11 protein-coding genes are annotated in these 13372 nt (G+C 65.3%); 5 read left to right on the forward strand and 6 right to left on the reverse strand.

The annotated features are described in order from the left end of the window. Positions 1-400: 400 nt before the first annotated feature. The gene (locus tag NE547_RS00355; protein ID WP_256174459.1) at positions 401-946 is read right to left on the reverse strand and encodes a DUF2284 domain-containing protein; all 546 of its coding nucleotides are present in this window, start codon (positions 944-946) and stop codon (positions 401-403) included. A gap of 194 nt (positions 947-1140) precedes the next feature. Here NE547_RS00355 and NE547_RS00360 point away from each other — a divergent pair, with 194 nt between their 5' ends. The 3 genes from NE547_RS00360 (at position 1141) to NE547_RS00370 (ending at position 3956) form a co-directional block, all read left to right on the forward strand. Next, positions 1141-1968 carry a hypothetical protein gene (locus NE547_RS00360; RefSeq protein WP_186908768.1) on the forward strand — a complete coding sequence of 276 codons (828 nt, stop codon included), beginning with the start codon at positions 1141-1143 and terminating at the stop codon, positions 1966-1968. Continuing rightward, complete coding sequence (gene rlmD / locus NE547_RS00365) at positions 1961-3373, forward strand: 23S rRNA (uracil(1939)-C(5))-methyltransferase RlmD (RefSeq protein ID WP_256174461.1); 1413 nt, start codon at positions 1961-1963, stop codon at positions 3371-3373. The genes NE547_RS00360 and rlmD overlap by 8 nt, the downstream gene beginning before the upstream one ends. 262 nt (positions 3374-3635) lie before the next feature. Beyond that, complete coding sequence (locus NE547_RS00370; RefSeq protein ID WP_186908766.1) at positions 3636-3956, forward strand: hypothetical protein; 321 nt, start codon at positions 3636-3638, stop codon at positions 3954-3956. Positions 3957-4109: 153 nt separating this feature from the next. Here NE547_RS00370 and NE547_RS00375 read toward each other — a convergent pair whose 3' ends face one another. Genes NE547_RS00375 through NE547_RS00390 form a run of 4 tightly spaced genes read right to left on the reverse strand, consistent with a single transcriptional unit; the run spans position 4110 to position 6960 of the window. Next, positions 4110-4271, reverse strand: a complete 162-nt coding sequence (locus tag NE547_RS00375) for a FeoB-associated Cys-rich membrane protein (protein WP_186908765.1) — start codon at positions 4269-4271, stop codon at positions 4110-4112. A gap of 13 nt (positions 4272-4284) precedes the next feature. Then, positions 4285-6453: a ferrous iron transport protein B gene (gene feoB, locus NE547_RS00380; protein ID WP_256174462.1), complete on the reverse strand. Its 2169-nt coding sequence runs from the start codon at positions 6451-6453 to the stop codon at positions 4285-4287. A gap of 59 nt (positions 6454-6512) precedes the next feature. Further along, positions 6513-6734: a ferrous iron transport protein A gene (locus NE547_RS00385; protein ID WP_186908763.1), complete on the reverse strand. Its 222-nt coding sequence runs from the start codon at positions 6732-6734 to the stop codon at positions 6513-6515. 13 nt (positions 6735-6747) lie between these two features. Further along, positions 6748-6960: a FeoA family protein gene (locus NE547_RS00390; RefSeq protein ID WP_186908762.1), complete on the reverse strand. Its 213-nt coding sequence runs from the start codon at positions 6958-6960 to the stop codon at positions 6748-6750. Between the two features lie 199 nt (positions 6961-7159). On the opposite strand from NE547_RS00390, the gene NE547_RS00395 reads away from it, so the two are divergent. Next, entirely contained in the window at positions 7160-7567 is a 408-nt protein-coding gene (locus tag NE547_RS00395) for a metal-dependent transcriptional regulator (RefSeq protein WP_186908761.1), read from the forward strand. Positions 7568-7731: 164 nt separating this feature from the next. Here the strand turns inward: NE547_RS00395 and nifJ are convergent, their stop codons facing one another. Continuing rightward, positions 7732-11367, reverse strand: coding sequence for a pyruvate:ferredoxin (flavodoxin) oxidoreductase (gene nifJ / locus NE547_RS00400; protein ID WP_186908760.1), 3636 nt, complete (start codon positions 11365-11367; stop codon positions 7732-7734). 433 nt (positions 11368-11800) lie between these two features. On the opposite strand from nifJ, the gene NE547_RS00405 reads away from it, so the two are divergent. Further along, positions 11801-13318 carry a YifB family Mg chelatase-like AAA ATPase gene (locus NE547_RS00405; RefSeq protein ID WP_186908759.1) on the forward strand — a complete coding sequence of 506 codons (1518 nt, stop codon included), beginning with the start codon at positions 11801-11803 and terminating at the stop codon, positions 13316-13318. Positions 13319-13372 lie beyond the last annotated feature (54 nt).

Raw genomic sequence — 13372 nt, forward strand, 5'->3', positions numbered from 1 at the left:
TCACGAAATTGTCGGCAAACATTTCGTGGGAAGGGGCCTTTCCAGGGCACCTCCCCCGGGGGACCCTCTCTTGCCCCTGCGGGGCAATTCAGACTGTCGAAAAACCCTCCTGAGGAAGGGCCTCGCAGAGTTGAGTCGTCCGCAGACGACGGAAGGAAATAAAGCTCCGTCATTTCCGGCGACAGGTGCGTCGGAAATGACACCTCTCATGACGGGCAGGGCGACTTTTCTGCAAGAATCGAGCCCTGTCCGTCATGCATCCCTCTGTCGAAAAAGGCCTCTGGCCTTTTTCGACAAGCTGTCTTACCCCTGCGGGGCAATCCCCTTGTGTCCCCGGAACGGACGGATTCTGATTTTGTTCCGTCGTCTTCAGACGGCGGAATCCTGCGAAGCGGAGGGGTCATTGGGCTGCGTCGACCAGCACGCAGGCGGTATAGGTGATGGTGCCCGGCCCGTAATAGTAAGGCAGGCCCGACCGTTCGCATACGCGGGACACCCAGAGGCCGTAGGCCTCCATGGAGGGGATGGCCCGGTCCGGAAAACGGCAGGGCGCGTCCGGGCAGGTACACGCCGCGCAGATGCCGCAGCCGCCGGTGCCCATGGGCAGGCAGTCGGGGTCCGCCCGGCGCACCCGTTCCACAAAGACCGCAAAGCGCTCCCGCTGGAGGCGCTCGGTCTCCTGCATGGTCTCCACGTCAAAATCGTCCTCCAGCGTCCCGGTGGACTGGAGCAGCACCCCCCGGCGATAGCGCCCGGCACGACGCGCCGCCTCCTCCAGCGTGCCGCAGGCGGGCGGGCAGGTCCAGCACCGGCCGTAATTGTGGCAGCGGTCGGCGGCGCACATCTCCCGCACCTGGGGCAAAAACTCCAGCGCCGCCCTATTCAGCTCTCCCGCGTGGGAGAAGCCCACCTCCTCCGCCAGGGACAACAGTTCCTGCTGCGTCATGCCCGATCCCCTCTCCGCTCCGTTTGGCCCACATTTTAGCACAGTTTTTCCCCGCCGGAAAGGCTTCGGGCCGATTTGCAGAAGGGAACACAAAAAATCGCAAAAGTTTACAATTGTGTTTTTCCCATTTACGCCGGGGAACGCAGATGGTAAAATGGGGTATCCCAATCCGCATCCGACAAAAGGAGCCTAGAATGAAACGAAACAAACTTTTCCCCGCCGCGCTGGCCCTGTCTCTGGCCTTTGCCCTGACCTGCTGTGCCAAACCCGCTCCAGCGCCCGTCGATACCGCCGCGCCGACGCCCGCCGCCACGGCCACGCCCGCTCCGGAGGCCACGCCCACGCCCACGCCCGTCCCGGCCGAACCCCCCGTGTGGGGGGAGCAGGCGTTCCGCCGCACCTTCACCGCCGGGGACGGCACCCAGGTCATGAGCGTGAGCTATACCCTGCCCATGGTGCAGAACACCGACGCCTGCCCCGCCGGCACGGCCATCAACGCCTGGTACCAGACGGAGGGCCATAACCGCCTGATGGAGGCGGAGGAGCAGTATGAGATGGTGGTGGCCGATTACGACGTATCCACCGACGCGGGCCTGCCCTTTACCGCCACGGTGCAGGAGATGACCTCGCGCGTGACCTATGAGGATGAAGCCGTCATCAGCGTGGCCCGGGAGTGGTATCTCAACAGCGGCGGTGCCTACCCCACGGTGTTCCGCCTCTCCGAGCAGTTTGACGCTCAGACCGGCAGCCAGCTGGGCTTTGCAGACTTCTTCTCCGACACCGACGCCGCCCTTGAGCGGATCGTTTCGGCGTTTCTGGCCCAGGGCGAGATCAGCCGGGCGATCTCCTCCGGCGCGCTGAGCGAGGAGCAGGTGCGCCTCTCCTTCCAGCCGGAACACTTTTACCTCACGGAGGAGGGCTACACCTTCTGGCTCCAGGGCGGCGACCTGCCCGCCCTGCACAGCCCCGTGGAGGCAGCGATCCCTTACGATCAGCTGGAGGATGTGAGCGCCCATGGATAAGCGTCCGCAGCAAGGGGACACGTTCCCGCTGACCATTGACGGCTACGCCAGCGACGGCAGCGGCGTGGGCCGTCTGGAGGGCATGGTGGTCTTCGTTCCCGGCGCCCTCCGAGGGGAAGTCTGCCAGGTGCAGCTCACCCACGTGGGCCGCAGCGCTCTCTGGGGGCGGGTGAAAACGATCCTCACGCCTTCTCCGGCCCGCATTCCCCCCGACTGTCCCTACGATGCCCAGTGCGGCGGCTGCCGCTTCCGGCATATGGACTATGCGGAAGAGCTTCAGGCCAAGCGGGCGCGGGTGGAAGACGCCCTGTGCCGCATCGGCGGCGCTTCGGTCCGGGTGGAGGCCGTCCTGGGCGCCGGGTGTCCCGCGCGCTACCGCAACAAGGCCCAGTTCCCGGCCGCGCCGGGGCCGAAGATCGGCTTTTACCGGGAGCACAGCCATCAGGTGGTGGACGTGGCGGACTGCCTGCTGCAAAGCCCCGCCGCCGCCCGGCTGCGCGCCGCCGTGAAGGACTGGATGCGGCGCTACCGCGTGAGCGCCTATGACGAACGCACCCGGAAAGGGCTGGTGCGCCATGTGTATGTGCGTACCAGCCGGTCGGGGGCGGCGCTTTGCTGTGTGCTGGTCAACGGGAAAACGCTTCCCCGCGAGCAGGAGCTGACGGCGGCCCTCCGCTGCGCCGAGCCCGGCCTTACCGGCGTGGTACTGGGGGTCAACGAAACCCACAGCAACGTCATCCTGGGGACGGACTACCGCACCTTGTGGGGGGAGGATTTTCTATACGACACCCTGTGCGGCTTTACCTTCAAGCTTTCGGTGCCCTCCTTTTACCAGGTCAATCCCGATCAGGCCGAGGTCCTTTACGACCGCGTCCTGGAGCTGGCGGGCCTGACCGGGGAACAGACTGTACTGGACCTGTACTGCGGCATCGGGACCATCAGCCTGGTCCTGGCCCGCAGGGCCAAGCTGGTCTATGGCGCCGAGGTGGTGCGCCCGGCCATTGAGGACGCGGTGGAAAACGCCCGGCGCAACGGGGTGGGAAACGCCCGCTTTCTGTGCGCCGATGCGGGAGAGGCCGCCCTGCGCCTGGAGGCGGAGGGCGTGCGTCCGGATGTGATCTGCGTGGACCCGCCCCGCAAAGGCCTTGCCCCCGCGGTAGTAGACACCATCGTGCGCATGGCGCCCAGGCGGGTGGTCTACGTCTCCTGCGACCCGGGCACCCTGGCCCGGGATATCGCCCGTTTTCGGGAACAGGGCTGGAGCGTGCGCCGCGCCCTGGCTGTGGACATGTTCCCCCGCACCGCTCATGTGGAGACGGCGGTCCTCTTGCTGCCGGACGCCGGCCCGCAGGGAGACGGGGGCGAACCGTACGCCGGGGAGCCCCCCTGCCCAGCCGTGCGTTGAGCGATGCGTCCAACAGAGGGGCCGGCGTGATCCGGGAAGCGATTCCGATCCGGCCCCGCCGCCGGACCGCCGCATTCCGGCGGAGCGGCACCTGAGCGGGGCGGCCACGGCCTGTCCCTGGCAGGCGAGCGCACGGACAACCGGCTGGGGCGTTGCTGCCCAGCGGCCTGCCGATTCCGGCCGGCCCCGGCCGCGGCCCGGCCGAAGCATCGGGAAGGAGGCGGCTGAATGGACCGCACCCCCTATCCGCGGCTTTAACGCCATGACCGCCGACTTCTTTTCGTTCTTCAGCGCCAGGTATCCCGGCCGGGTGCTCCGCGGCGATTGGAACCGGGACATCTGGTACAATGTGGAGACGGTATCCTGCTGGTACGGCGTGGGCGAATGCGCCCGGATCCGGGATCATTACCGGGGCTGGAACCCGGGCACCCATGTGGAAATCCCCCGGGATACCGACTCCAATGCCGTCAACGGCGCCGGTCTCACCGCCTCCCTCCGGGCCTGTCACTTTGGCAACGACGCCTACTGCAGGGTGGCCTCGCCGCGCACGGCGGAGGTGATGCTGCGGCGTCTGTCCAAATGACCGCGGTCCAAAGCGAATCCGGGATTCCCACCGGCCGGGCACAAAAAAGGGGCTGGAGCATCTTAACGCGATGCTCCAGCCCCTTTGTGATGGTCCCAAAAGCGGCGTTGTCCCTTTTCCGGGACGGCTGCGGCCGGCCGAGGGATCTTTGTACTACCGCTCGGGATGGCACATGCCGCTGCCGGGACAGTTCCCGCATCCGCCGGAGCAGGAGCAGCCTCCCCTATGATGCGTTTTGTTGTAGACGCCGCGGGCCACGATGGCAACGAACACGGCCAGCACGATCAGACCTATGACAAGTGTGGGGACATTCATCGCTTCCGCCTCCTTACCGGGCCGCCGCGGCCACGGCGCTCACGGTCAGGTGGTTTTCATCGTACTTGTTTCTGCGCACCAGCAGGTAGACCAGCCCGGCCAGCACCACGGCGGCGGCCACAGTGCCCGCTCCAAACCCCACCTGACCGGCGATGAGGCCCCCGATCTGATAGACGATCAGGGCGCTGGCATAGGCGAAGGCGCACATATAGCCGATGGCGGCAAAGGTCCATTTGGCGCTGTTCATCTCCCGCTTGATGGCGCCCATGGCGGCGAAGCAGGGGGCGCAGAGCAGGTTGAAGATCATGAAGGAGTAGGCGGAGATGGCGGTATAGTGCGCGGCGACGGCCGTCAGCAGGCCCGGATCGTCCTCGGCCACTTCTTCCCCGATCTGGAACAGGATTCCGAAGGTGGAGACCACGTTCTCCTTGGCGATGAGGCCGGTGACGGTGGCCACGGTGGACTGCCAATCGCCAAAGCCCAGGGGGCGGAACAGGATGCAGACCGCGCCGCCGATGGCAGCCAGCAGGGAGGAGTTGTTGTCCTCCACCATCCGGAACACGCCGTCCACAAAGCCGAAGCCCTGGAGGAACCAGAGGATGATGGAGGAGGCCACGATGACCGTTCCGGCCCGCTTGATAAAGGACCAGCCGCGCTCCCAGGTCGCCCGCAGGACGTTGCCCGCGGCGGGGACATGGTAGGCGGGCAGCTCCATGACGAAGGGCGCGGGATCGCCGGCGAAGGCGCGGGTCTTCTTGAGCATGACGCCGGAGATCACGATGGCGGCCACGCCGATGAAGTAGGCGGAGACGGCCACCAGGCCGCTGCCGCCGAACAGGGCGCCGGCAAACAGCCCGATGATGGGCATCTTGGCGCCGCAGGGGACAAAGCAGGTGGTCATGATGGTCATGCGGCGGTCCCGCTCGTTCTCGATGGTGCGGGAGGCCATGACGCCGGGCACGCCGCACCCGGAACCGATGAGCATGGGAATGAAGGACTTGCCGGACAGGCCGAACTTGCGGAAGATCCGGTCCATAATGAACGCCACGCGGGCCATATAGCCCACGTCCTCCAGAACGGCCAGCATCAGGAACAGCACCAGCATCTGGGGCACGAAGCCCAGTACCGCGCCCACGCCGGCGACGATGCCGTCGGACACAAGGCCGGTGAGCCACTCGGCGCAGCCCCAGCCCTCCAGCAGGGCCCGGGAGCCCGCCTGAAGCCATTCGGCGCCCAGCACGTCGTTGGTCCAGTCGGTGAGGAAGGAGCCGAAGGGCCCCATCGCCACCCAGTAGACCAGGAACATGATCCCCGCGAAAATGGGCAGCGCCAGCACACGGTTGGTGACCACGCGGTCGATCTGGTCGGATGGGGACAGGGCGTGCCTGGCGGCCTTTTTTTTCACCGAGCGCTCCACCACGCCGCTGATGTACGCATAGCGCTGGTTGGTGATGATGCTCTCGGCGTCGTCGTCCAGCTCGGACTCGCAGTCCTTGATGTGCTCCTCCAGATGAGCGGCCAGCGCGGCGTCCAGCTTCAGTTCCTCCAGGACCCTGCCGTCCCGCTCGAAGAGCTTGATGGCATACCAGCGCAGGTAACGCTCCTCCACCCTGCCCTGGATAGATTCCTCAATGTGGGCGACGGCGTGCTCCACGCTGCCGGTGAACACATGGGGCAGCTCGCCGGCCTTCCGGCTCCGGGCCAGGGAGACGGCCCTTTCAGCCGCAGCCATGCCTCCCTCGCCCTTCAGTGCGCTCATCTCCACGACCTCGCAGCCCAGCGCCTCGCCCAGCTTCTTCCGGTCGATCTCGTCCCCGTTCTTGCGGACCAGGTCGATCATGTTGACCGCCACCACCACGGGGATGCCCAGCTCGATGAGCTGGGTGGTCAGGTACAGGTTGCGCTCCACGTTGGTACCGTCCACGATGTTCAGGATGGCGTCGGGCTTCTCGCCCACCAGGTAGCTGCGGGCCACGACCTCCTCCAAGGTATAGGGGGAGAGGGAATAGATGCCGGGCAGGTCCTGGATGACCACGTCCTTATGGCCCTTGAGCCGCCCCTCCTTCTTCTCCACCGTGACGCCGGGCCAGTTGCCCACGTACTGGTTCGAGCCGGTCAGGGCATTGAACAGGGTGGTCTTACCGCAGTTCGGGTTGCCCGCCAGCGCAATTTTGATGTCCATTTGTGTTCTCCCTTCCAAACATTCGATCCAGCCAAGCGTTCCTGCCAAACGCGGTGAGTTTACGCGATCTCGATCATTTCCGCGTCGGCCTTGCGCACGGAGAGCTCATACCCCCGCACGTTCAGTTCGATGGGATCGCCCAGCGGGGCCACCTTGCGGATATGCACCTGCGTCCCCCTGGTGATCCCCATGTCCATGATACGGCGCTTCACCGCGCCCGCTCCGTGGAGCCGGACCACGGTGACGGTCTGCCCCACCTTTGCCTCTCGCAGCGTCTTCACTGTCGATTCCTCCTCAAATCATGATACGGTTTGCCATCGATCGGTCCAGGGCGATCCGGCTGTCCTTCACCTGAAGGATCAGGTTCCCGGCGATCTCGCTGACCACGGTCACCGTGCTGTCCACCACGAAGCCCAGCTCCGCCAGATGCTGACGCAGTTCGTCCTTGCCGGTGATTTTACGGATCGTCACCGTCTCACCGGGCTTTGCCAATGTCAAGGGCATCATAATCCCTCCTCCTCACGCCGGATAGTTAGATGCATCTAACACCCGGTCGGAAAACAGGGGTTAGCATTATCTAACCCCTAAATCGCTATAAGTTTACCTCGACTAACTCAATTTGTCAATGGCTTTTCCACCGATTTCTTGTCAAAGGGCGCGTTTTATGCTAATGTATAGAAAAGCCCGAGCATCTGGAGGCCGCTTTATGAAAATTTATGAATCCGCAGAGGATTATCTGGAAGCAATTTTGAGTTTGCAGGAGCGCCATGGGATGGTCCGCTCCATCGATATCGCAAACGAGCTCCACTTCTCCAAGCCCAGTGTCAGCGTGGCTATGAAAAAGCTGCGGGAGAGCGGCTATGTGGAGATGGACCGGGACGGGCGGATCACCCTGCTCCCGCCCGGCGAGGCGGTGGCCGAGCGCATCTATGAACGCCACCGCCTGCTTACGGACTTTTTTGTCCGCCTGGGGGTAGACCCGGAGGTGGCCGCCGCCGACGCCTGCAAAGTGGAGCATGATCTGAGCGAAGAGACCTTTTGCAAAATCAAGGAACATGTCTATCGCCAGCCCGGGGCGGATGCGCCCGCCCCAGGCTCCCGCCCCGAACGTTAGAACCGCTTTTTCAAGAACGGCGGAAGGCCCCCGGATGCATCGTCCGGGGGCCTTCCGCCGTTTTCGCTTGCTTGTGTGCCGCTCCGCCAGCCGGGTCAGGCGCCCGCAGCGGCCGCCAATCAAAAGATTCCCGGGCTTTAAGCCCGGGAATCTTTCAGCAGAATTTACTTGTACAGCTCCACCAGCCGGGTCAGGTGCTCGTAACGCGCCTTGGCGGCCTCTTCGTTTTCGGCAAAGAGCTTCTCCGCACGCTCGGGGAAGGAGCGGGTCAGAGCGGAGTAGCGGGCCTCGTTCATCAGGAACTCCTGATAGCCGCCGGCAGGGGCCTTGGAGTCCAGGGTGAAGGGGTTCTTGCCCTCGGCCTTGGACGCGGGGTTGAACCGGAACAGGTTCCAGTAGCCGCACTCCACGGCCTTCTTCATCTCAATCTGGCAATTGGCCATGCCGCCCTTGATGGAGTGCATCTCGCAGGGAGCGTAGCCGATGATCAGGGAGGGGCCGTGATAGGCCTCGGCCTCGGTGATGGCCTTCAGGGTCTGGTTGGGATTGGCGCCCATGGCCACCTGGGCCACGTAGACGTACCCGTACTGCATGGCGATCTCCGCCAGGCTCTTCTTGGGCTGCACCTTGCCGGCCGCGGCAAACTGCGCCACCTGGCCGATGTTGGAGGACTTGGAGGCCTGTCCGCCGGTGTTGGAGTACACCTCGGTATCAAAGACGAAGATATTCACATCCTCGCCCGAGGCGATCACATGGTCCAGGCCGCCGTAGCCGATGTCGTAGGCCCAGCCGTCGCCGCCGAAGATCCACACGGACTTCTTGTTCAGGTACTCCTTCTCCTGGAGAATCTCGGCGGCCAGCTTGCAGGCGTCACACTGGCAGAGCGTCTCACCCTTGGCCTGCAGCTCCTTGCCGAAGGCCTGGATCTCTGCCTTGCCGCTGGCCAACAGCTCATCCACGGTGCACAGGCCGTCCTCCAGGGCGGCGATGTAGGCCTTGGTGGCCTCGGCGTTGGCCGCGCCGTCCTCCAGGGTGTCCAGCCACTTCTGGCCGGCCTCCTTGATAGCGGGAGTGGCCCACTCCACGGCCAGCAGGGCGCGGGTCTTGTCGGCCAACCGGTCGCGGATGGCCTTCTGGCCCAGATACAGGCCCAGGCCGTGCTCAGCGTTGTCCTCAAACAGGGAGTTGGCCCAGGCGGGACCCTTGCCGTTCTGGTCCACCGTATAGGGAGAGGTCGCGGCCGGGCCGCCCCAGATGGAGGAGCAGCCGGTGGCGTTGGAGATATACATCCGCTCGCCGCAGACCTGGGTGACCAGGCGGGCATAGGCAGTCTCGGCGCAGCCGGCGCAGGAACCGGAGAACTCCAGCAGGGGCTGCTTGAACTGGCTGCCCTTGACGGTGGCGATGTCCTCCACGTCGGCCTTGGGGGCCACCTTGGCCACCATGTAGTCGAACACGGCCTGCTGATCGGCCTGGGACTCCTGGGGAACCATCTCCAGCGCCTTGACCGGGCAGGCGCTCACGCACACGGAGCAGCCCATGCAGTCCAGGGGGGAGACGGCGATGGCGAACTGATACACGCCCTTGCCCTTGCCGGCCTTGATGTCCACGATCTTGGCCTGTGCGGGGGCGTTGGCGGCCTCCTCCGCGGTGAGGGCGTAGGGCCGGATGGTGGCGTGGGGGCAGACGTAGGAGCACTGGTTGCACTGGATGCACTTGGCCGCGTCCCACGCGGGCACGGACACGGCCACGCCGCGCTTCTCGTAGGCGGAAGCGCCCTGGCAGAAGGTGCCGTCCTCATGGCCGTCTGCGAAGGCGGAGACGGGCAGGCTGTCGCCGTCCATCTTGCCGATGGGCTCCAGCAGCTCGCGCACCATCTTGACGGTGGCGGGATCGCCCTCCAGGTGCTCGGCCGCGGTCTGGTCCTCGGCGTCCTTCCAGGAGGCGGGCACGTTGAACTTCTTGAAGGCGGAGGCGCCCAGGTCAATGGCCTTGTGGTTGCGGTCCACCACGTCCTGGCCCTTCTTCAGGTAGGAATGGGTGGCCGCGTCCTTCATGTAGCCGATGGCCTCGGCCTCCGGCATCACCTTGGCCAGGGCAAAGAAGGCGGACTGCAGGATGGTATTGGTGCGCTTGCCCATACCGATCTCGATGGCCAGGTCGATGGCGTTGATGGTATAGACCTGGATGTTGTGCTCGGCAATGTAGCGCTTGGCCACGGCGGGCATGTGGTGGTCCAGCTCCTCATCGCTCCACTGGCAGTTGATGAGGAACACGCCGCCGTCCTTCACGTCCCGGACCATGGGGAAGCCCTTGACGATATAGGCGGGCACATGGCAGGCCACGAAGTCGGCCTTGTTGATGTAGTAGGGGGCGCGGATGGGCTGGTCGCCGAAGCGCAGGTGGCTGATGGTCACGCCGCCGGTCTTCTTGGAGTCGTACTGGAAGTAGGCCTGCACGTACTTGTCGGTGTGGTCGCCGATGATCTTGATGGAGTTCTTGTTGGCGCCCACGGTGCCGTCGCCGCCCAGACCCCAGAACTTGCACTCGATGGTGCCGGGGGCCGCGGTGTTGGGGGAGGGCTTCTCCTCCAGGGAGGTGTGGGTCACGTCGTCCACGATGCCCACGGTGAACTGCCGCTTGGGGGCGGACTTGGTCAGCTCCTCATAAACGGCGAACACGTTGCTGGGGGGCGTGTCCTTGCTGCCCAGGCCGTAACGGCCGCCGATGATGGTGGCCTGACGGCCCGCGTTGGCGAAGGCGGTGACCACGTCCAGGTACAGGGGGTCGCCCTGGGCACCGGGCTCCTTGGTGCGGTCCAGCACGGCGATCTTGGTGGCGGTGGCGGGGATGGCGGCGAGCAGCTTGTCCGCCCGGAAGGGACGGTACAGGCGCACCTTCACCAGGCCCACCTTCTCGCCGTGGGCGTTCAGGTAGTCGATGACCTCCTCCGCCACGTCGCAGATGGAGCCCATGGCGATGATGACCCGGTCGGCGTCGGGCGCGCCGTAATAGTTGAACAGCTGGTAGTCGGTGCCCAGCTTGGCGTTGACCTTGCCCATGTACTCCTCGACGATGTCGGGCACCGCCTCGTAGTACTTGTTGGCGGCCTCACGGTGCTGGAAGAAGATATCGCCGTTCTCGTGGGAGCCACGCATCACGGGATGCTCGGGGTTCAGCGCCCGCTTGCGGAAGGCGTTGACGGCGTCCATGTCCACCATGTCCGCCAGGTCCTCGTTGTCCCAGATGGCGATCTTCTGGATCTCGTGAGAGGTGCGGAAGCCGTCAAAGAAGTTCAGGAAGGGGACGCGGCCCTTGATGGCGGCCAGATGGGCCACCGCGCCCAGGTCCATGACCTCCTGCACGTTGCCCTCGGCCAGCATGGCAAAGCCGGTCTGGCGGCAGGCCATCACGTCGGAGTGGTCGCCGAAGATGTTCAGCGCGTGGGTGGCCACCGTACGGGCGGACACGTGGAACACGGCGGGCATCAGCTCGCCGGAGAGCTTGTACATGTTGGGAATCATCAGCAGCAGGCCCTGAGAGGCGGTGTAGGTGGTGGTCAGGGCGCCGGCGTTCAGAGAGCCGTGCACGGTGCCGGCCGCGCCGGCCTCGGACTGCATCTCCACTACTTTCACGGTGGTCCCAAAAATGTTCTTGCGGCCCTGTGCGGCCCACTGGTCCACATAGTCGGCCATGGGGCTGGAGGGCGTGATGGGATAGATGCCCGCAACCTCGGTAAAGGCGTAGGACACGTGGGCGGCAGCCGTGTTGCCATCCATGGTTTTCAGCTTTCTCGCCATTGATAGTCTTCCTCCTTATTTGTTGGTCCAGGGCAATGGGGATCCGTCCCCGCCCGTCCGCCGTTGGACCGGGCCGGATTCCCATTACCCTGGCTGTTTCCTTCGTCCCCCGGGGCCCATTCCCCTGGAGGCCCATACATTTTAACACCCCTGTCCCTATTTGTAAATCAAATCTTATTCCCAGGGCAAAATTTTTCATAAATCCGTACAAATCTTGCAAAATTGTTCTTAAACAAGAACAAAATATAAACGCGCCCGTCTAAATTGCGCCTTTACAAACTAAACTCATTATGCTAAAATGATCGGTCTAAAAATTTCGCCTCCCCTTTGCGGAAAAGTATGGTATAATAGCCGCACAGCGGCCATGATACCGGCAGGCGGCGGCCTGGCCGCGGCGCTTTCTCGACATTGCGGAAGAAGGACGGTGCGCCTTATGCTCCATCATGTGCGTTCTCTGGGCCTGAGCGGCGTTTCCGGATACGAGGTCACCGCCGAGTGCGACCTGTCCGGCGGCCTGCCCGCCTTTGATATCGTGGGCCTGCCCGACGCGGCGGTGAAGGAGGCCCGGGAGCGGGTCCGCGCCGCCATCAAAAACTGCGGCTTCTCCTTTCCCGTCTCCCGCATCACCGTGAATCTGGCCCCCGCCGACCGGCGGAAGGCGGGCACGGTGTACGACCTGCCCATCCTGGTGGGCATCCTGGCCGCCGGGGAGCAGATCCGGCCGCCCGCGCCCGACGCGGCCTTTGTGGGAGAGCTGTCCCTGTCCGGCTCTCTGCGGCCGGTGACCGGTATGCTGCCCATGGCGCTGGCCGCCGGGCGCGCCGGCGTGCGCGCCCTCTATGTCCCGGCCGCCTCCGCCGCCGAGGCCACCCTGGCGGGCGGGGCGGCGGTCTATCCGGTGGAGAACGTGGGTCAGCTGGTGGCCCATCTGAAGGGCGAGGTTCTCCTCTCTCCGGCGCAGCCCTGGGTCCCCCCCGCCCCGCTTGCCGGCTGCCCCGACTTTGCCGACGTGAAGGGGCAGGAAACGGTCAAGCGGGCGCTGGAGGTCGCCGCGGCGGGCGGGCATAATATCGCCATGGTGGGGCCGCCGGGCGCGGGCAAATCCATGCTGGCCAAGCGGCTTCCCTCCATCCTGCCCGACATGACCCGCCGGGAGGCGCTGGAGGCCACCCAGGTCCACTCGGTGCTGGGGCTGACCAGCGCCGAGGCGCCGCTGCTCCTGCGCCGGCCCTTCCGCAGTCCCCATCATACCATCTCCGTCATGGGTCTGGCGGGGGGCGGCTCTCCGCCCCGGCCCGGGGAGATCTCCCTGGCCCACAACGGGGTGCTTTTTCTGGACGAGCTGCCCGAATTCGGCAAGGAGACCCTGGAGGTGCTGCGCCAGCCCCTGGAGGAGGGGCAGGTGCAGATCACGCGGGTATCCGGCACGGAGGTCTTTCCCGCCCGGTTCATGCTGGTGTGCGCCATGAATCCCTGTAAATGCGGCTGGTACGGGTATGACCGGCGCTGCCGCTGCTCGGAGAGGGACGTGGAAAAGTATCTGGGCCGGCTCTCCGGCCCCCTGCTGGACCGGATCGACCTGTATGCGGAGGTGCCGCCTCTGGCCTTCGAAGAGCTCTCCGCCCGCGCCGCCCCCGCCGAATCCTCGGCGGACATCAAGCGCCGGGTGGATGCCGCCCGGGCCGTACAGACCGCCCGCTTCGGCCCCTCCGGCCCCGACTGCAATGCCCACATGGGCCCTGCGGAGCTGGCGGAGCACTGCGCCCTGGACGCGGCGGGCGCCGCCCTGATGAAAGGGGCCTTCGACCGCATGGGGCTTACCGCCCGCAGCTATGACCGCATCCTCCGGGTGGCGCGCACCATTGCAGACCTGGACGGGGCGGAGCGCATCGGCGTGGAGCATCTGGCGGAGGCCGTCCAGTACCGGGAGAGCGCCTGTTTCCGGCGCTGAATCCTGCGGATACAACAACCGGCGGGCCGGACCTGCGCCGGAGCGCCCGCCCCA

Source organism: Flavonifractor sp. DFI.6.63 (assembly GCF_024462255.1).
Taxonomy (GTDB): Bacteria; Bacillota; Clostridia; order Oscillospirales; family Oscillospiraceae; genus Lawsonibacter_A; species Lawsonibacter_A hominis.